14 protein-coding genes and 1 pseudogene are annotated in these 19,526 nt (G+C 42.9%); 5 read left to right on the plus strand and 10 right to left on the minus strand.

Features of this window, described 5'->3' with window-relative positions; translation table 11 throughout:
- Positions 1–417: 417 nt before the first annotated feature.
- A complete protein-coding gene (gene fdxA, locus A1019T_RS00810; protein ID WP_077449990.1) occupies positions 418–741 on the minus strand; it encodes a ferredoxin FdxA in 324 nt (107 codons plus the stop codon).
- A gap of 230 nt (positions 742–971) precedes the next feature.
- Positions 972–4,049: a DNA mismatch repair protein MutS gene (mutS, locus tag A1019T_RS00815; protein WP_077449991.1), complete on the minus strand. Its 3,078-nt coding sequence runs from the start codon at positions 4,047–4,049 to the stop codon at positions 972–974.
- A gap of 366 nt (positions 4,050–4,415) precedes the next feature.
- On the opposite strand from mutS, the gene secA reads away from it, so the two are divergent.
- Both secA and A1019T_RS00825 read left to right on the plus strand, forming a co-directional pair.
- Entirely contained in the window at positions 4,416–7,193 is a 2,778-nt protein-coding gene (gene secA, locus A1019T_RS00820) for a preprotein translocase subunit SecA (RefSeq protein ID WP_077449992.1), read from the plus strand.
- Positions 7,194–7,346: 153 nt separating this feature from the next.
- Entirely contained in the window at positions 7,347–7,691 is a 345-nt protein-coding gene (locus A1019T_RS00825) for a hypothetical protein (protein WP_077449993.1), read from the plus strand.
- A gap of 146 nt (positions 7,692–7,837) precedes the next feature.
- On the opposite strand, the gene A1019T_RS00830 is transcribed toward A1019T_RS00825, so the two are convergent.
- The 6 genes from A1019T_RS00830 to A1019T_RS00855 form a co-directional block, all read right to left on the minus strand.
- The gene (locus tag A1019T_RS00830; RefSeq protein WP_077449994.1) at positions 7,838–8,464 is read right to left on the minus strand and encodes a YsnF/AvaK domain-containing protein; all 627 of its coding nucleotides are present in this window, start codon (positions 8,462–8,464) and stop codon (positions 7,838–7,840) included.
- Between the two features lie 205 nt (positions 8,465–8,669).
- The gene (locus A1019T_RS00835; RefSeq protein WP_077449995.1) at positions 8,670–9,518 is read right to left on the minus strand and encodes a DUF2382 domain-containing protein; all 849 of its coding nucleotides are present in this window, start codon (positions 9,516–9,518) and stop codon (positions 8,670–8,672) included.
- Positions 9,519–9,978: 460 nt separating this feature from the next.
- Positions 9,979–11,160 carry a thiolase family protein gene (locus tag A1019T_RS00840; protein ID WP_077449996.1) on the minus strand — a complete coding sequence of 394 codons (1,182 nt, stop codon included), beginning with the start codon at positions 11,158–11,160 and terminating at the stop codon, positions 9,979–9,981.
- Between the two features lie 122 nt (positions 11,161–11,282).
- The gene (locus A1019T_RS00845) at positions 11,283–12,620 is read right to left on the minus strand and encodes a homoserine dehydrogenase (RefSeq protein ID WP_077449997.1); all 1,338 of its coding nucleotides are present in this window, start codon (positions 12,618–12,620) and stop codon (positions 11,283–11,285) included.
- A gap of 375 nt (positions 12,621–12,995) precedes the next feature.
- Positions 12,996–13,817, minus strand: coding sequence for a DsbC family protein (locus A1019T_RS00850; RefSeq protein WP_077449998.1), 822 nt, complete (start codon positions 13,815–13,817; stop codon positions 12,996–12,998).
- Between the two features lie 324 nt (positions 13,818–14,141).
- On the minus strand, positions 14,142–16,610 hold the full coding sequence (locus A1019T_RS00855; RefSeq protein ID WP_077449999.1) for a YgiQ family radical SAM protein: 2,469 nt from the start codon (positions 16,608–16,610) through the stop codon (positions 14,142–14,144).
- A 392-nt stretch (positions 16,611–17,002) separates the two neighbouring features.
- Between A1019T_RS00855 and A1019T_RS00860 the strand changes: the two genes are divergently transcribed.
- The gene (locus tag A1019T_RS00860) at positions 17,003–17,386 is read left to right on the plus strand and encodes a hypothetical protein (protein WP_077450000.1); all 384 of its coding nucleotides are present in this window, start codon (positions 17,003–17,005) and stop codon (positions 17,384–17,386) included.
- Between the two features lie 81 nt (positions 17,387–17,467).
- Here A1019T_RS00860 and A1019T_RS00865 read toward each other — a convergent pair whose 3' ends face one another.
- Positions 17,468–17,716 carry a YfhL family 4Fe-4S dicluster ferredoxin gene (locus A1019T_RS00865; RefSeq protein WP_077450001.1) on the minus strand — a complete coding sequence of 83 codons (249 nt, stop codon included), beginning with the start codon at positions 17,714–17,716 and terminating at the stop codon, positions 17,468–17,470.
- 44 nt (positions 17,717–17,760) lie between these two features.
- Positions 17,761–18,270: a pantetheine-phosphate adenylyltransferase gene (gene coaD / locus A1019T_RS00870; RefSeq protein WP_077450002.1), complete on the minus strand. Its 510-nt coding sequence runs from the start codon at positions 18,268–18,270 to the stop codon at positions 17,761–17,763.
- Between the two features lie 358 nt (positions 18,271–18,628).
- On the opposite strand from coaD, the gene smpB reads away from it, so the two are divergent.
- Entirely contained in the window at positions 18,629–19,105 is a 477-nt protein-coding gene (gene smpB / locus A1019T_RS00875) for an SsrA-binding protein SmpB (protein WP_077450003.1), read from the plus strand.
- A gap of 181 nt (positions 19,106–19,286) precedes the next feature.
- Positions 19,287–19,526, plus strand: a pseudogene (locus A1019T_RS00880) (RNA-guided endonuclease InsQ/TnpB family protein); the annotation flags it as partial.

A 19,526-nucleotide genomic window follows, 5' to 3' on the forward strand; every position in this document is an offset into this window, starting at 1 on the left:
CAGTTTTGTATACTGGTTGGGCTAATTTGATACTCTTCGGCTAACTCCCGAAAGCTGTAGCCTTCGTCAAGTTTGCTAAGAATCATTTGTCGGTAGTCTTTTGAATATGCCATAAGTTTTAGTGTACCACTTTATTCGTTCTTTGACTATAACAACCTCTGCCTGCAAAAAGTTAATTTATACCGCAGAAGTCTCAGATACTAACAATAAAGTAACGACTTTGGGCAATATTACAGGCACCATAAAAAACCCAATAGATAAAAGCCAAAATGAAATTATATGTACTTTAGGAGATATGGTGAATTGCCTATATCCGTTTGATTAGTCTAAAGTAGTGACAGTCATAAAAAAAGCGACCCATATCATAGATAGATATAGGTCGCTTTCTAATTAACGAGAGTTGCTTGTTAGTAAGGCTTAGCGCTCTAGATACTGAATTTTACCTTCAACGCCATCCCACTTCGCCGCGTCTGGTAGTTGATCTTGCATTTCAGTAATGTTTGGCCACACTTCTGCAAGTTCTGCATTTAGCTCAATAAACTCTTCTTGACCCTTAGGCACTTCGTCTTCCGAAAAAATAGCATTGGCTGGGCACTCAGGCTCACACAAAGCACAGTCAATACATTCATCAGGATGAATGACCAAGAAGTTAGGCCCTTCATAAAAGCAGTCCACAGGGCAGACTTCAACACAATCGGTGTATTTGCAGCGGATGCAATTATCAGTGACAACAAATGTCATAGCGAGCTACCTTTATAAAAGTTATCTTGAGCTTTGTTTAACCATTGTGGCGATTTTGGTTGGGTCACTTATAACCTCAATATGAGTCACAGTAACTGCACCAGTAGGAAGCTAAATGGTCAATATCACAAGATAAGTAAGTTGCGAATGAGGGATAAGATTTATTTGTGAGGTATATTTTACCCTGTTAATGACTATTTCACAAATTCCTATCAGTCAGTTTTGTTGATTTAGCTGCTTCCAATGCCGCTCTTTAACTCATATAGCAAATCAAGTGCTTGTTTTGCGGTTAATTCATCGGGTTGCAGTTGTTTTATTTTTTCAAAGATAGCCATAGCCTCAGGATTCATGGGGGTTGATTGGCTAATATCAGCGGTTTGTTGAGAGCTAAATTCTGCAGATTGAGATGGTGTTAATTGTAGTGATGTCTGTGAATGAGCTGTGTTTTTTTGCTCAGTATTAAGGCTTTGGTCAGCATTTGCATAAGCTTTATCGATTTTAGCATGACTGACTTCGTAGTCGAACTCAGAGGAGGCGACCGCCCTATTTAATGAGTTTTGCTGGGTAAGATATTGGGTGGCTGCAGTGAGTACTTGTTCAGGAATCCCCGCCATTTTTGCCACATGCAGACCAAAGCTTGAGCTAGCTGCCCCCTCTTGTATTTTGTGCAGTAATAACAATTGGCCTTCTACTTCACTGGCAGCAACATGTACGTTTCTAATTTTATGGGCCAGTTCAGGCTGTTTTGCCAACTCAGTTAGTTCAAAATAATGCGTGGCAAATAAAGTCAGGCTACCCATCTTAGCTAGTTGGACCGCACAAGCATGAGCAATAGCCAGACCATCCGTGGTTGAGGTGCCACGACCCACCTCATCCATTAATACCAATGATCGAGCAGTGGCAAGATTTAAAATTTGAGCCGTTTCAATCATTTCTACCATAAAAGTAGACTTACCCCCAGCCAAGTCATCAGCAGAGCCAATACGGGTGAATATACGGTCAATATCACCGATATGTGCCGAGCTGGCCGGTACAAAGCTACCACAGCACGCAAGCAAGACAATCAAGGCCGTTTGACGCATGTAAGTGGATTTACCACCCATATTGGGTCCGGTAATCAGCAGTAGACGTTGTTTATTAGATTCAGTACCTAGTTGACAGTCATTGGCCACGAATTGCTGAACCGAAGCAGGGGAGGTGGGTGCTGATGATTTGCCATGTAAATTCTGGGGTTGGTTCATAGCTTCCACCACCAAGTGACGACCATCTTTGATATCCAGATAACTGGATTCAGGCGTTAAGACGGGTCTTACCCATTGGCTTTCTTTGGCCAATACCGCCCAGTTAAGTAACACATCAAGCTGGGAAATGGAGGCACTTAATTGCTGTAAGTGAGACAGCTGTTCGCTAAGGGTGACCAATACCCCTTGGTATAGTGCCTTTTCTTGAGCTAGGGCATTGGTTTGGGCTTCTAAGTAGTCTACTTCTAGAGTTTTTAGCGGCTCGGTAATAAAGCGTTCGCTGTTTTTTAAGGTCTGGCGACGGATAAAAGCTTCGGGTGCAGCGTTGGCTTGCCCTTTGGGGAGCTCGAAATAAAAGCCACTGACTTTATTAAAGCCCACTTTAAGACTCGGCAACTTATAGGTTTGACGAGCCTCATTGGCCATCTCATCTAAGGTTTCTTGAATGTTGTCATGCAAATGCACCAAGCGATCGAACTCTTCATCATAGCCGGTCGCTATCATCCCGCCGTCGCGAATATGGGCGGGTGGCTCCTCTACAATCGCTCTGTCTAATAAATCGGCAATTTCGATCAGCTCGGGGTGCTGCAAAGGCAACTGCTTAAATAACTGCACCAACAAAGAAGGTGCCTCAGGGGTAAGCCCTAAAGTTTGTAAATACTCAGCGACTTGCTCACTGTTTCTGATACTAGACGCCAGACGTCTTAAGTCACGAGGCTTAGCGCTGTGTAAGGCGATACGGCTGCTGATGCGTTCAATATCCCCAATGCTTTGTAATTGCTGTTGTAAAGGCTGTAGATTAGCCAGTGCGGGCTGATTAACAAACCATTCAACGGCGTCCAGTCTTGCTTGCAGTTGCTGATGGGCTTGAGATAGGCGTAAAGGACGCTTTAGTTGGTTGGCCAGCAGTCTCTTGCCCATGGGGGTTTGACAGTGATTGACGACACTAAGTAAGCTGGTACCGGTTGGGCTAACCGGTGAAAAAAGCTCTAGGTTTCGACTGCTAATGTCATCAATAATAAGATAATCTTCATCACGCTCGACAATAAGCTCGTTGAGCTGAGGGGTGTGACGCTGCTGAGTTTGCTGTGCATAATGAATCAAGGCAGCGGTACTGGTCTGGGCCACTAAGCTATCGGCAATACCCAGCCCTTCAACGGTTTGAACATTAAATTGTCGGCATACTGTGGTGGCTGCATGCTGAGCATGAAAGTCACTGGCAGCTACACTGATAACAGGGCAATACAGCTTATCTTGTAACCAGTGTCGCCATTCATCTGAGGTGGATTCAGAGATGATAACTTCACTGGGTGAAAAGCGAATCAGTACCGTGAGCAGACGCTGTTTCAACAGTTGCTCAAAGTCTAGGGTTTTTTCTAGATTGCTACCTTGTTGAGGATCGTCATTGTCCTGATTGAAGCTATCAAGCATGGGTTGCTTTAATAAGGAGTCTAGACGAAGGGTCTGAGTACGGATGGTTCCAGCATTTAAGTCAAGTTGGCTAATACCCACCTGCCATTTTTGGGCTTGGGCTAAAGTAGGTTGCTGTAAGTTTTTGCTGACCTGGAAATCAATGGCGACAACACTCGGCGTTTGATTCGGTCCAATTAAAGCATCGTCGGTCAGGGTGCCTGCGGTTAGTGTCTTGACCACCTCACGGCGCATAATGCCTTTGGCAGCGGGCTTGTCACTATGGCCATTAGGCTCGGCAGCATCTTCTACTTGCTCACAGATGACCACGGTCTCACCAGCAGCGATAAGGCGGGCCATATAGCTTTCTGCAGCATGAAAAGGCACGCCTGCCATGGCAATATTATTGCCTGCTTTATCATTACCACGACGGGTGAGAGTGATGTCTAAAATATCCGCAGCACGCTGCGCATCTTCAAAAAATAACTCATAAAAATCGCCCATGCGGTACAGCAGCAAAGCATGGGGGTATTGTGCTTTTAAGGTTAAATACTGCACCATCATTGGCGTATGGTCTTCTAAGTTATAGACCGTACCAGCAATATTTAAAATCGAGTTTTTATTGGGGGTATTAGACATAGTTGGGGTAACAGACATAGTAAGCTTTCAAAGAAAAACAATGAGCAGAAAATAGGAGTAGCCCTTCTTACTGACAGGGCTTTTAGAAGATAAAAAAGGGTATTACCCTCATAGGTGTTCTATTTTAACATCTATTCAGCGCAAGTTTAGCAACGTATGGTAAGCGTTGCCTATGCGCCTTCATATAATTAATGGCAGTGTAGAGTAAGGGACAAAATTACTGAGATAAGCCTAATTTTTCATAGAATATAACAAATAATTTATGGCTGTAGATTCAATTGCCCTTGTATCTATCAATACTGTTACCATATATAATAGGTAAAATTTTTTTATGGTCTGCACCTAATAATGCACGACTTAGTCGATAAGTAGGTCTACAAAGTTATGTTGTCAAAAATAATCGGAAGCGTAATTGGTACTAAAAACGATCGTGAGCTAAAGCGGATGCGCCAAATTGTGGCAAAAGTAAATGCTCAAGAAGAAGCAGTAGCCGCCCTGACAGACGAACAGCTTCATGATAAAACGGCAGAGTTTAAGAGTCGTTTTGACGAAGGTGCTAGCCTAGACTCTTTATTGCCTGAGGTTTTTGCGGTTTGTCGTGAAGCGTCAAAGCGTGTGCTAGGTATGCGCCATTACGATGTGCAGATTATTGGTGGTATTACTCTGCATGAAGGTAAAATCGCCGAGATGCGTACCGGTGAAGGTAAGACCTTAATGGCAACTTTGGCCATTTACCTCAATGCCATCAGTGGTAAAGGGGTGCACGTGGTCACAGTAAACGACTATCTAGCCGCTCGTGATGCTGAATTAAACCGTCCTTTATTTGAATTCTTAGGGTTAACGGTTGGGGTTATCTACTCACAGCAGCCCCCACAAGAAAAAGTGGATGCTTATCAAGCAGACATTACCTATGGTACCAACAACGAGTACGGGTTTGACTACTTACGCGATAACATGGTATTTAGCTTAGCTGAGAAAAAACAGCGTCCTTTAAACTACTGTATTATTGATGAAATTGACTCAATTTTAATTGATGAAGCCCGTACACCGCTTATTATTTCAGGGCAAGCAGATGATTCCTCTGAAACTTATGCGCTAATTAATAATATTATTCCTCGCCTAAAACGCTCAACTGATGAAGAAGCCAATAAAGAAAATAGAGATGGCGACTTCTGGATCGATGAGAAAAACCGCTCTATCGAAATCAGTGAAAAAGGCTACGAAAAAATTGAGGCTTTCTTAATTGAAGTTGGCGAGCTTTCGGAAAATGAGAGCTTATACAGCCCAACCCGTCTGCCTTTATTGGCCCACGTTCAAGCAGCTATACGAGCGCATCACATTTTTGTCAAAAACGTGCACTACATTGTTAATGATGGCGAAGTTATCATTGTTGATGAGAATACCGGTCGTACCATGCCAGGCCGTCGTTGGTCAGATGGTCTACATCAGGCGGTAGAGGCCAAAGAAGGGGTGGAAATTCAGGCAGAGAACCAAACTCTGGCGACGACTACCTTCCAGAACTACTTCCGTCTATATGAAAAGCTATCGGGCATGACGGGTACTGCGGATACTGAAGCTGCTGAGTTTAAATCTACCTATGACATCGATGTGGTGGTTATACCAACCCACAAGCCGATTGCCCGTATTGACTTAGATGACCAGATTTTCTTAACTAAGTTGGGTAAATACAAAGGTATTATTCGCGAAATTAAAGAGATTCAGGCCAAAGGGGCGCCAGTATTGGTGGGTACCGCCACTATTGAAGCCAGTGAAGAATTGTCTTATCTGTTAGATCAAGAAGGCATCAAACACAACGTTCTAAACGCCAAACAGCATGAGCGTGAGGCTGAGATTATCGCCCAGGCAGGTAGCCCAAAAGCAGTCACTATTGCTACCAACATGGCAGGCCGTGGTACCGATATTATCCTAGGCGGTAACTGGCAGGCACAGATTGTCGACCCAGAAAATGTTAGCCCAGAAGAGATGGAGCGTCTAAAACAAGCCTGGCAAAAAAGACACGATGAAGTATTGGCTGCAGGAGGTCTACATATTATCGGCTCAGAGCGCCACGAATCACGCCGTATTGATAACCAGCTACGGGGTCGTGCGGGTCGTCAAGGGGACCCAGGGCAGTCAAGATTCTTCCTATCTTTAGAAGATGACTTAATGCGTATTTTCGCCGGCGATCGCGTGGTGAATATGATGCGTGCTATGGGTCTGAAAGAAGATGAAGCCATTGAGCATAAAATGGTATCTCGCTCAATTGAAAATGCTCAGGGTAAAGTCGAAAGCCGTGACTTTGATGCTCGCAAAAACTTACTTAAATACGATGACGTGGCCAATGAGCAACGTAAAGTTATTTACTCACAGCGTGACGATCTGCTTGCTGAAGCGGATTTAAAAGAAGCGATTGAAGAGATGCATCGTGATGTATATGATGCGCTAATTAGCCAATTCGTTCCGCCAGGCTCTATTGATGACCAGTGGAATATTGATGGGTTAGAGGATGAGTTAGAAAGTGAGTTTAAGTACTATATTCCTATCAATGATTGGTTAGATGAAGATCGCCGATTGGATGAGGAAGGTCTGCGTGAGAAAATTATCCAAACCGCCATTCAGCGTTATCGTGATCGCCGTGAGCAAATGTCGCCTGAGAATGCCGCTCAGCTTGAACGTCACTTTATGCTACAAAGCTTAGACCGTCACTGGAAGGAGCATTTAACCCAGATGGATCAGCTGCGTAAAGGGATTCATTTGCGAGGCTATGCGCAAAAAGACCCTCAGCAAGAGTACAAGCGCGAATCATTTGAATTATTTCAGATGATGCTAGGTGCTATTAAATCAGACACTGTTCAAGATCTATCTCGTGTTCATATTCCAACTAAAGAAGAGTTAGAAGCGATGGAAGCTGAGCGCTTGGCACAGGCAGAACGCCAGCGTATGATGTTCGAACATGATGATTTAGATAGCCTAACGGGTGAGCGTCATAACGAAGCTGAAATGGCCGCTGTTAATCAGGCGCAGCAGCAGCAAAACAGACAAATGGCGGCACAATCAGCGACGGATGGTGACAACCCCTATAAAGATTTGAATATTAGTCGTAATGCCCCGTGCCCTTGTGGTTCAGGCTTGCGTTATAAACAATGTCATGGAAAAATATAGTAGCTGTTCACATTAGCTAATTTTTGATACTATGAATTTAAGCTTGGTGTCAAAAACTAAGCACACATTCAGAGGGCTATTTACCAATCTTAAGCACTCTGAATGGGCTTAAAACTGAGTTTTTAAATGACACAAAACAAAAGGATAATGACTATGATGGGTATCAAACACTCTATGAAGTTAACAGTATTAACTGCAGCAATGGCCGCAGTAATGGGACTTACTGCCTGTCAAAAACAGTCAGAAGAAGCCCCAGTAACAGAAGCTGAAACAGAGGTTCCAATGTCAGCTGAGCCTGCTGAAGGCAATGATCCTGTTATTGTGGCTGATGATCTAGACGATGTTGATGCGCGCTCTGATAGTATTGAAGAAGAGCAGACGCAAGAGATAGATGTTGAGAACGGCACAATGACTGCAGATCCAGAAGAGAAAATGGTGAAAGAGCCAGCCTCTACTGATGCAGCACCGGCTGAAACAGAGCAACCGGCTGCTGAATAACGATGTTTTTATAAGTGATATTTTATAAAGGCAGCTTGTAACTAATTTTGTGTCCATAAAATTAAAATAGCCAGCAATTGCTGGCTATTTTTTTGTGTTACTTATTTAGTGAACGGTTTATTTTAATCAGGTTTTCAGTTTAAGCATTAAGGCTTACGGATCTCATGATCAAAGTAACCTTCTTCTTGGACATCTAACTCTTCATGTTTTAGCTCCACATCGAAAGTATCTTTATGAATATGGGTAGATTTCTCGATGGCCACATCCTGTACGGCATAAGTTTCTTTTTTGATAACTGCCACCTGACGAGAAATCACTATCTCTACAGGCTCCTGATCAAGTGATACTGTCTTGCCATTAACTGTAATACTGGGCTTACTGTCTAGTGTAGGCTCAATATGACGTACTAAATCAGCTTCACTAGCGGTTGAGTTTAAGAATTGTCTTGAGTCAGCATCGTAGTAGTCAGTATCAATGACCAATACTTCTTCCACCAGTTCCACTGGAACATTGACTGTTTTTGTTCTAACGTGCTTAGTTACGGTTACTTTGCCAACATCAAGGCGTTCTTTATCTACAACCGCACGCTCTTCAAGTAGCTCTATATTACCGACTAACGTGCGTTGTTTTTCGTATTCTGTAGAGTTGGATAAATCAGTCACTGAACGGTTAGGGGTGGTCTGTGGCTGTTCTTGTAGTGATTCTGAAGGGGTAGCCTTGGTATTATCTAAGGTAGTGTCTAAATTATTAGAATTATTTGAGATAGGGTTCATATTCATTCCTTTGGAAATAAAAGAGGTAACTGCTAACAGCATAACCGAGGTATAACTAAAGCGCGTTTTTATTATGTTTATTTAGTTATAGATAGCGTTAAAAAAAGCCAGAGTTAATTAACTCTGGCTTCTTGTTTGCTGCAATCTAAGAGTTTTCATAGTCTCTCAGATAGCTATTTTTCGTAATTCAGATAATCAATATTGATTATTTGTTACGATAGGCACGTACGTCGTCAGCAGTAATATCATCACGGTCGATAATGTTACCTTCACGGTCCACAATATTACCATCACGGTCAATATCTAGCTCTTCGCGCTGAATCGTTTCATGGACAGTTTCTGTGTGACGTTCAGTAGTTTTACCCACATTAACTTCTTCAGTAACGAAAGTCTCTTTAGTAACATTCGCACGCTCTGCTTCAAGTTCAACTTGGACAGATTCCGCACCTAAGTCATCACCAATTCTACGATCAGTAGGACGGTTCACTTCAGTACGTTCGATATGAGCATGTTCTTCTTCTAGCTCAACATCTACAGCACGGTCTTCAGAAACCACATGTTTGCCCACTTTAACTAGACCAGCAACAATACGATCTTTGTTTACAGTTAGACGTTCTTCTAGCAGTTCTAGAGTGTTAGGAGCATTGTAGTAATCGTCTTTTAGCTCAAGACGCTCTTCAGCTGGAATAGTGTCAGCTACGAAAGCTTGACGGTCTTTATTGGCTTGTTCGTTATAGCTGTACTGATAGTCATGGTCATATTCTTCCATGGCTTCTACTTGAGACTTAGTTAGGCTGTCAAAGAAAACGTCATCACCAACAATACGGGCTAGACCGGCAGGTACTAATACTTCTTTTGAGCTGAACCAGCCGCCTGCATCTACGATTAAATAGCGGATGCGACCTGTAATATCTTCAACTAAGGCACCTTCAATTTTACCGATCTTTTCTTCAGCGGCGCCATAAGCAGTTTTACCAGTTGGGTCATAATAGTCATCACCAATTAGATCACGGTGAGTGGCTTGGATGTCTTTTAAACGAATTAGTTGACTCATTATTCTTCTTCCTTTTTTGTTTGAGTTTGAAGTGTTGTTTGACACTTTGTTGATTGGTTAAAGTTAATTTTTATTTAATAATATTTAAGGCTTTAAAACGAAACCGTCCATCTAAGTATTGGTTATGTATCTGATTTAATTAAAAATAATTGCTTGAACAACTTTCTCAACAATTAATCTTTAATTACTTGTCTAATCTTTAATTACTTGTCGATAACTTGATTATTAGAATAACAATAGAAATTTGGAGTTTATATAGTGAACGAGTATCACAGTATTAAGATGCGTAATTGCGTGTAATGGGGTGTAAACTAACTAACAAAGCTTTGTTTACTGTTACACATCCACTGTATATTAATTTCAAGCATTACTGATTTGCATAAAAAAAGAGCCTCAAAAGAGGCTCTTTAATAAAGTAAGAAAATTAAATGGTTATTTGATAACTATTATTTGATCACTACTAAGGCAGTTCGATTGCCACCGCAACGGCTTCACCACCACCGATACATAGTGACGCAACCCCTTTCTTACCACCAGTACGTTTTAAAGAGTTGATTAGGGTCACTAGGATACGAGCACCAGAACAACCTACTGGATGACCAAGGGCACAAGCACCCCCTTCGATGTTAACCTTAGCATGAGGGATGTTCATCTCATCCATTGCAGCCATGGTTACCATAGCGAAAGCTTCGTTAATTTCCCATAAATCCACATCTTCAACTGACCAACCCGCTTTTTCTAGTACTTTTTCCATAGAGCCAATTGGGGCAATGGTAAACTTACTTGGGTGTAATGAGTTGGTAGCAGTAGCGACGATACGGGCTTCAATATTTAAGCCTTTTTCATTGGCTGTTTTTTCAGAGGTTACCACAACCGCTGCTGCACCATCAGAGATTGAGCTGGCGTTGGCGGCAGTAATGGTGCCTTCTTTAGCAAAAGCAGGACGTAAAGTAGGAATACGCTCAGCATTGGCTTTAGCAGGCTGCTCGTCGGTATCGATAACCACTTCACCTTTACGGGTTTTTACCGTAACAGGGGTGATTTCATCTTTGAAATGACCTTCGTTAATAGCGGTTAACGCGCGGTTTAAGGATTCAATAGCAAAATCATCCATTTGCTCGCGCGTATAGCCTTTTTCATCCGCCATTTCTTGGGCGAACTGTCCCATAAGCTTACCGGTATCAGCATCTTCTAAGCCATCAAGGAACATATGGTCTTTAACTGCATTGTGGCCCATACGATAGCCACCACGGGCTTGAGGTAAGATATAAGGGGCGTTGGTCATAGACTCCATACCACCGGCAACGATAATATCAGCGCTGCCTGCTTTAATAGAATCATGAGCTTGCATCACCGCTTTTAGGCCTGAACCACAAAGTTTGTTGATGGTTACAGCGCCAGTGCTGTCTGGGATACCCGCATTACGCATGGCTTGACGAGCCGGGCCTTGGCCAATACCTGCGGTTAGGATGCAGCCCATAATAACTTCATCAATCTCTTCCGCGTTTACACCCGCACGTTCTACGGCTGCTTTAATGGCAGTAGCACCAAGTTGTGGGGCAGTGGCACCGGTAAGGTCGCCTTGGAATCCGCCCATTGGAGTACGGGCGCCGCTAACAATAACAATTGAATCTGAAGACATACTATTATCCTTAATTGTGAAATGTAATTTATAACAGACTATAAAACCTTTCCATTTTAGGTGAGTGAATAAAAAAGGATGCCTTCTTTTATTATCCATTCATCCAAAACTAAGCTTTAGTCCTAGTCTAGTTCATGTAAGCGAATACGCACCACATCCGAGGTAATCGCTTCTAACGCTTCAATCTTATTAATGGCGCTATTCATCTGATTTTCAATTACCGGTAGCGTCAAAATAATGATAGGTACCTGACCTTTTTGATGGGCAGGCTTTTGTAAAATGGCATCAATATTGATCCCTGCATCACTTAGAATACGGGTCACATCAGCCAGTACACCTGGAGTGTCTTTGGCTTCTAGGCGCAAATAATAGCCGGTGATCATTTGATCTGCAGCTAACACTGGCGTATCAGACAATTGGTTGGGCATGAATGCAAGGTGGGGAACATGATGGCCATCTTTCACCGTCAATACACGGATTAAATCCATCACGTCTGCCATGACCGCAGAAGCCGTCGCGCCAGCACCAGCACCGTCGCCATAATAAAGCGTTTGCCCTAACGGATGAGAGTTCACTAGCACAGCGTTCTTCACCCCATTAACGTTGGCCAACAGCTTGTCTTCAGGTATTAAAGTGGGGTGAACCCGTAGTTCAATGCCGGTCAGTTTCTTATCAGTAGCATCGGATTCTTGCTCATCATAGCGACGTACGGCAAAGCCTAAGTGCTTAATGCGATACCCCAGCTCTTCAGCGTAAGTCACATCTTGTAGGGTGATTTTGGTAATGCCTTCAGAGTACACTTTATCAAACTGTAGAGGGATACCAAATGCAATAGAGGCCAATAGGGCCAACTTATGCGCCGCATCAATCCCTTCTACGTCGAAAGTAGGATCCGCTTCCGCATAGCCCAGCTCTTGTGCTTCAGCCAATACGTCATCAAAATCGCGACCTTTATCCCGCATTTCTGACATGATGAAGTTACCGGTACCATTGATAATCCCGGTTAACCAGTCAATCTTGTTGGCGGCCAGTGCTTCACGCAATACTTTAATAATAGGAATACCGCCCGCAACAGCGGCTTCATACGCCACATGAACGTTGTGCTCTTCAGCTAGGGCAAAAATCTCATTACCATGTTCAGCAAGTAGGGCTTTGTTTGCCGTAACCACATGTTTGCCGTTTTTAATGGCGTGAATAATTACTTCTTTAGCAACGGTCATGCCACCAATTACTTCAACCACAATGTCGACATCATCGCTTTCAGCAATCGCCATTAAATCACTGTTTTGCTTGATGGTAGGATCAATATCATCGCGTTGACGGCGGGTGCCTACCTGGGTAATAACAATATCGTGACCACTACGCCTCTTAAGTTCCTTTAAGTTGTCCTTCAATAGGTCTAGAACACCTGTGCCCACAGTGCCCAGTCCCAATATAGCAAGTTTGATTGATTTGCTCACGTTATCCTCAGTAGTGTTATCCAGCGTTATAATCTTTTTTAGTATCAATAAAATTATAGCAATGCTTAGTAAATAAAGGTAAAGCCCCTATAGCTTATTACTTATATAGGTTAATAATACTATTGTTTTCTAAAACTAAATAGCCCTTATTTAGGGTGCTTTAATTGCTATGACCTACCTCTGTCTCTTTGGTTTTATATCAAAGCGGTATTTATCTTAGCAGTCAATGTTAATTGAATAAAGCATTAACTACTTAACAGTCATTGCTACAGGCAACCCCTAAATCTATATCATTTCTATTTATTAATTTAATGGAGTATCCAGATTTAGGGGGTTGTTAAAAGTGTTAGGGGCTTATTAAAAAGATGCTTAACTTTATTTGTTGGCAATAGCCGCTGCTGCCATATCCTTAGCGGGCAAGTAACCGCCAATTTGAACCCCAGATTCGGTAAAGACAGCCGGTGTTCCGCTTACGCCTAAACTCACACCTAATTCAATATGAGATTGAACGGGGCTGTCACATTTTGGTGAAGAAAGAGGCTCGCCTTTTTTGGCTTTATCCATGGCAGATTTAGGATCATCGCTACACCAGATGGATTCCATTTTTGGCAAGCTGTCTTGGCTGCGTGGCCAGGCCAGATAGCGAACCTCAATACCTTCTGCATTAAGCTGCTCCATTTCAGAGTGCATCTTGGTACAGTAAGGGCAGTCTGCATCCGTAAAGCTATAGATAACTGCTTTGGTTGCCCCCTTAGCAGGGTAGATAATCAATTCATCTTTTGGCACAGCCGCCAGCTTCTCTTTGGCTATCTTAGCCCTTAACTCAGTACTTATCTCAATGGGTTGTGATTGACCCACTTCTAATATTTGGCCTAGGATAATATGGCGACCTTCTTTATCGCTATAAAAAGCTGGGGCACCTTCAGCATTGACCCAGTAGATATTTTCCATACTGGTGGGCACAGCAGATAGAATTTTTTGTTCGATGCCAGAAGCTTTTAGGTTGTCTTCAATGGCTTTCACCACGGCAGCATCTGATTCTGAAGAGCTAGCAGTTTTACTGGTAGTAGGTTGGTTTTGCTTGGCTTCGGTGCTATTACTATTACACCCAGTTATGGCCACAGCCAGAGCCAATAAAGCAACTTTCGGTAGAGCAGGTGATGTGGTTGAAAAGGATTTAGAAAATAAGTTGATCATAAATGTTATCTCTTAAACGACGTTTTTGAAGGATTGTTATTATTAATAAAGGCTGACAAGTAATAAAGGCTGAAAAGGGATAAATGTTATTTGCAATAAATGAGACGCCTGCCCTGGATTAATACTGAATGATTATTGCTATAGCTTTCTCTATAAACAGCACTATAAAAAGTTTCCTCAGTTTATCATATTATAGGTTTCATATAAGTCAGTTAAACAAAAGCCCCACTGCGGTTAACAGTGAGGCAATGATTGTCTAAGCATTCAAAGGTAAAGCTTAAATTTTGATAAATTTAAGCGTTAATAGACAAGAGAATCAGCAGACTACTTCGTCGCACGAGGCGGTAGGCCTGTGTGCTGGGTTTGGAAGTTGCCTTTTTTCACTCGTTTAGCGTTTGAGCGCTTATTGCCTGTAGCTGCGGGCGAGTTTCTACGCTTCACAGAGTCGGATCCCAGACGGCTGTTTTTCTTGCGTGCGGACTGATAGCTGTCCAGACTGTCTTTACCTTCTAAACGTGAGTTGAATGGGGGCACTAAACAATGGCGAGCAGTACCAATTAAATCTTCGCGGCCTAAACGCTTTAAAGCAGCTCGGAGCATGGTCCAGTTTTTGGGATCATGATAACGCAGGAAAGCCTTGTGCAATTTGCGCTGCTTACCTGACTTCACGATGTCTACATCGCCCCCGCTGCGGGTAACTTTATGCAGCGGGTCTTTGTGAGTGTGGTACATGGTGGTTGCCGTGGCCATAGGGCTGGGATAGAACGCTTGTACTTGGTCGGTTCTAAAGTCATGGCGCTTCAGCCACAGGGCCAGATTCATCATATCTTCATCGGTGGTACCGGGGTGAGCGGCGATAAAGTAGGGGATTAAATACTGCTCTTTCCCCGCCTCGGCGCTGTATTGCTCAAACATCTGTTTAAATTTATCGTATGAGCCCATACCCGGCTTCATCATCTTCGACAGGACGTTTTCTTCAGAATGCTCAGGGGCAATTTTTAGATAGCCACCGACGTGATGGGTCACCAATTCTTTGACATATTCAGGATCTTTTACAGCCAAGTCGTAACGTAGACCGGAAGCAATCAAGATCTTCTTAATGCCTTTGATATCACGGGCTTTACGATACAGCTGGGTCAAGTTACTGTGATCGGTTAATAAGTTCTCACAAATATCTGGATAGACGCAAGAGGGCTTACGGCAGTTTTTCTCAATGGTCTCATCTTTACAGCTGAGACGATACATATTAGCAGTAGGACCGCCTAAGTCGGAGATGACCCCAGTAAAGTTTGGCGCCGTATCACGGATGGCTTCTACTTCCCGCAAGATAGATTCTTCAGAACGGTTTTGGATAATACGGCCTTCGTGCTCAGTGATAGAGCAGAAGGTACAGCCACCGAAGCAGCCGCGCATGATATTGACCGAGAATTTAATCATGTCAAAGGCAGGAATACGGGCTTTGCCATAGCTTGGGTGTGGTACACGAGCGTAAGGCAAATCAAAGACATAATCCATCTCTTCAGTAGATAATGGAATCGGTGGTGGGTTTAACCACACGTCAATATCAGTTCTTGAATTGCCGCCACCAGTGCCATGACGCTGTACGAGAGCACGGGCGTTGCCTGGGTTGGTCTCTAAATGCAAAATACGGTTGGCATGAGCATACAGCACAGGATCAGATTTTACTTGCTCGTAATCTGGTAGACGAATGACCGTTTTGTCACGTGGCGGCATTTTGATACGGTGCTTAAGAGCTGTTTTTGGCTTATCGCTTTCTGCATTATCGTCTGAATTATCTGAGCTAGGCACTTCAAGCCCAACCATTTTTACCACTTGTACGTCGTCATTAACTTGATCGGCGTTTAAGATTTTATTCTCAACCGGCTCAGCCTTAAAGCCTTTATATTGGCGCTCCATAGCCGATAGGCTTTCAGTCACTTTGCTTTCTGAGTTGCCTTTTTCTTTCTCGATAGAGCAGCTGTCCAAGTCTTCAGTCATCACGTAGGGATTGATAATGGGGTCAACACGGCCCACGGTATCAACATCATTACTGGCCACCTCAATCATATCGGCTTTCCAGTGGCGACGTGAGGGCGTTAGTAAGTAGGCGGTACCGCGTAAACTGCTCATTTGCTCGAAGGTATAACCCTTTGATAGGCCATGCACCACATCGACAATAGCACGCTCTGCGTTACCATACAGCAGTACGTCGGCACGACTGTCTAACAAGATACTACGGCGCACCTTATCTGACCAATAGTCATAATGGGCGATACGGCGCAAGCTGCCCTCAATACCGCCTAAAATAATCGGCACATCTGGATATGCTTCACGGCAGCGCTGACTGTAAACAATCGCAGCGCGATCAGGTCGTTTGTCCGGGGCATTGTCGGGTGAATAAGCATCATCACTGCGAATACGGCGATCAGCGGTATAGCGGTTAATCATGCTGTCCATGTTACCGGCGGTCACGCCATAAGCATAAACCGGTTTACCAAGCTCCATAAAGGCATCTTTACTGGTCCAATCCGGCTGCGCAATGATGCCCACACGGAAACCTTGGGCTTCTAATAAGCGACCAATAATCGCCATACCAAAGCTTGGGTGATCGACATAAGCGTCACCTGAGATGATGATGACATCACACGCGTCCCAACCCAGCTCGTCCATTTCGGCGCGGCTCATTGGTAAGAAGGGGGCAGGCTCATAGCAGCTTGCCCAGTGCTTATCGTAGTCGTATAAAGGAGTCACGCCTTGTTTAAAGGCAGTGCGGGCGATGGTTTCAGCAGACATGGGGATAACCTAGGTAATGATTTAAATAAACAATAGAGGGTAATAGAGGTAATACAGGTAATACAGGGGATGGGTTAAATAAAATATCTCTCATTTTACCATGAATTTGGTTCATCATGGCAATTTAACGAGTTTTGATAAACGGGGTGTATCTATTTGAGTTTAGGTACGTCGAGTTTGGTTACAGCCTAAACAATGGGTTAGGGTGTGATAACAACAACTATAACCATAGTTATTGTTATGACTCATTCAACCTTACAATATAAGGTATAGCTTTAAAGAGTAAAAATAGAGGGTGATCAACACCACCCAGAGTAAGTTAAAAATATAACTTTATAACCGAAAGCTCTTAAAACCAAAAGCTTTTAAATTAATGACAAGGGATAAAAATCATGTGGTCCAAAACCCTGACCTTCATCCGCCTAACTTTAATGCTTTTGATAGCAACCCCAGTCTATGCAAGCTGGCACTCGCCTAGTATGAGCCTTAACTTCTTTTGGTTGGTCATCATCCCATTTTTTGTTATTCATCTTATTTCGAGTACAGTTTTGAACTTAAAAGGGGAATATAAGTCTCGAAAAGTGGCGTTAACCCATTTTCAGATCGCGTTACTGTTCCCTTTGTTGGGTATAGTCATTTTGATGTATGAGTTCTTCGATAACTTTCCAAAGACCTACTATTATGTCAATGACTATGGCTTAGGATTGGGTATGTATTGCCTGTTAATAATGATAGCCGCCTTGCCTTATGTAATGTGCTTAATGAAGTCAGAATAAGGTATGGAGGCAATAATGGTAGGTTGAGAACTTAAAACTAGTATAAAACAGTAGGTAGCGGAAAACAGTATCTGAGCATTGCTACTGGCCAGTAATGCGCTTATATTTAGCCATTAAGTCGCCTTCAGACTCCATATGATTGGGATCTTTAGGAATACAGTCAATGGGGCAAATCTCGACACATTGTGGCTCATCAAAGTGGCCGACACACTCCGTACATAGGTCAGGATTGATCTCATAGATCTCCTCACCTTCATAAATAGCATCATTGGGGCAAACAGGCTCACATACATCACAGTTAATGCATTCATCAGTAATCATTAAAGCCATAGCTAGCTCCTAAATAAGATAACGAAAAACCAAAAGCCACGAACTTACTGCCAATTGTTAGCCCGTTTTTTATCAAATGCTTGTTGCACACAGATAGGAACGAATTTCTTTACACCCCCATCAAGCTTAGCAATCTCACGAATCATAGTAGAAGAGATGAATGAATATTGAGGAGCTGGGGTTAAAAATACCGCTTCAAAGTTATCATCAAGCTCACGGTTCATATTGGCTAACTGAAACTCATACTCAAAGTCTGAAGTGGCGCGTAAACCACGCAACACTGCGGTGGCTTTTTGCTCACGCATAAACTCAACTAATAACCCTTCGAAGCCGACCACAGTGACTTGTGGAAAGTCAGCAAATACAGTTTCAACCAGTTCTACTCTCTCTTCAAAGCTAAACATGGGCTTTTTGTGATGGCCCAAAGCAACGGCTATCACCACTTCATCAAACAGCTTAACGGCGCGCATCACTAAATCGCGATGACCATTGGTAATGGGGTCAAAGGTGCCTGGATAGACAATTTTGGTATGTAGATTTGAGGTTTTATTCATGAGGATAAGCTTAGAGGGTAGTGAGGATTTAATAGAGGTAAAATAGGTGTCTATCGTAACAAATTTTTGACTTTTAAGTAAGCTTATTCAAACAGGGTTTTGTGACTAAGGTAAGGGCTGCTGATAATGAAAACTAATAACAGCTTAAACTATTGGATTAAACGGCTGCTGACGATATTTACAAAGCTATGAATTAGTTTAAGGGTTTAATTTGCTATACTGAAGGCTCGACCTAACTTAAATAAGATTAGGGAACTGTGCGACAAGACACGGGTTGTGCCTAGCTTTGACTTCGATTAGATCTTTTGAGGTCTCGGTTTAAGGGAAACGTGTCTTGGTTTTTTAAAGAGAATTTAACATGGCAAAGAAGACAAAAAAACCTTCAAATCAGATTGCAGCCAATAAAAAAGCGCGGCATGAGTATTTTATTGAAGCGACTTACGAGGCCGGCATCGAACTGCAGGGTTGGGAAGTAAAGGCGATTCGCGCTGGCAAGATGACCATTACCGAAGCTTATGTGGTATTTCGCAATAATGAAGCCTTCTTATTTGGGGCCCATATTCAGCCTCTAATCTCAAGCTCAACTCATGTGGTGCCAGACAGTATTCGTACCCGTAAGTTGCTGCTACACCGTAAAGAGATTGACACCTTATTTGGGGCAGTCAACCAAAAAGGCTATGCTTGTGTGCCGCTAGAGGTTTATTGGAAAAACTCCTTGGTGAAGTGCAAAATTGGTCTGGCCAAAGGTAAAAAGCTACACGATAAACGTAAGACGCTCAAAGACAGAGATTGGGAACGCGATCAACAGCGCGGCTTTAAACAGCATTTGGATTAAAGCGTGTTGTTTTATTAGTTTCTATCATCTAAAAGGCCACTCTATTTTTATAGAGTGGCCTTTTTTATCACCAGTCGCCGTAAAACCACCCACTTCAGGGGGTGGATATAAGGCGACACACCCTGTCGTAAGAAGCAGTTAAAGGGTTGTAAGGCAAAATTAAACTTGCGATACTAAGCATATGAAAACACTCAAGCTACGCATTAAAGACAAACACATAAAAGAGCTGAATCGTCTAAGCGGTTCGGTAAACTTCGTCTGGAACTATGTTAATGCACTTTGCTTTGAGCATCTAAAACGTACCGGTAAGTACTTTTCAGCCTATGATTTAAACCAGTACACCAAAGGTAGCGGCGAGTATTTAGGATTACACAGTCAGACCTTACAGGCTATCAATGAAACACACGCTAAATCACGTAAA

The organism is Psychrobacter piechaudii, assembly GCF_900162825.1.
Taxonomy (GTDB): domain Bacteria; phylum Pseudomonadota; class Gammaproteobacteria; order Pseudomonadales; family Moraxellaceae; genus Psychrobacter; species Psychrobacter piechaudii.

Excerpts from the sequence above, each read along its gene's own strand:
- fdxA (WP_077449990.1), bottom strand. The coding sequence starts at position 741 with ATGACATTTGTTGTCACTGATAATTGCATCCGCTGCAAATACACCGAT.
- mutS (WP_077449991.1), bottom strand. The coding sequence starts at position 4,049 with ATGTCTGTTACCCCAACTATGTCTAATACCCCCAATAAAAACTCGATT.
- secA (WP_077449992.1), top strand. The coding sequence starts at position 4,416 with ATGTTGTCAAAAATAATCGGAAGCGTAATTGGTACTAAAAACGATCGT.
- A1019T_RS00825 (WP_077449993.1), top strand. The coding sequence starts at position 7,347 with ATGATGGGTATCAAACACTCTATGAAGTTAACAGTATTAACTGCAGCA.
- A1019T_RS00830 (WP_077449994.1), bottom strand. The coding sequence starts at position 8,464 with ATGAACCCTATCTCAAATAATTCTAATAATTTAGACACTACCTTAGAT.
- A1019T_RS00835 (WP_077449995.1), bottom strand. The coding sequence starts at position 9,518 with ATGAGTCAACTAATTCGTTTAAAAGACATCCAAGCCACTCACCGTGAT.
- A1019T_RS00840 (WP_077449996.1), bottom strand. The coding sequence starts at position 11,160 with ATGTCTTCAGATTCAATTGTTATTGTTAGCGGCGCCCGTACTCCAATG.
- A1019T_RS00850 (WP_077449998.1), bottom strand. The coding sequence starts at position 13,817 with ATGATCAACTTATTTTCTAAATCCTTTTCAACCACATCACCTGCTCTA.
- A1019T_RS00855 (WP_077449999.1), bottom strand. The coding sequence starts at position 16,610 with ATGTCTGCTGAAACCATCGCCCGCACTGCCTTTAAACAAGGCGTGACT.
- A1019T_RS00860 (WP_077450000.1), top strand. The coding sequence starts at position 17,003 with ATGTGGTCCAAAACCCTGACCTTCATCCGCCTAACTTTAATGCTTTTG.
- A1019T_RS00865 (WP_077450001.1), bottom strand. The coding sequence starts at position 17,716 with ATGGCTTTAATGATTACTGATGAATGCATTAACTGTGATGTATGTGAG.
- coaD (WP_077450002.1), bottom strand. The coding sequence starts at position 18,270 with ATGAATAAAACCTCAAATCTACATACCAAAATTGTCTATCCAGGCACC.
- smpB (WP_077450003.1), top strand. The coding sequence starts at position 18,629 with ATGGCAAAGAAGACAAAAAAACCTTCAAATCAGATTGCAGCCAATAAA.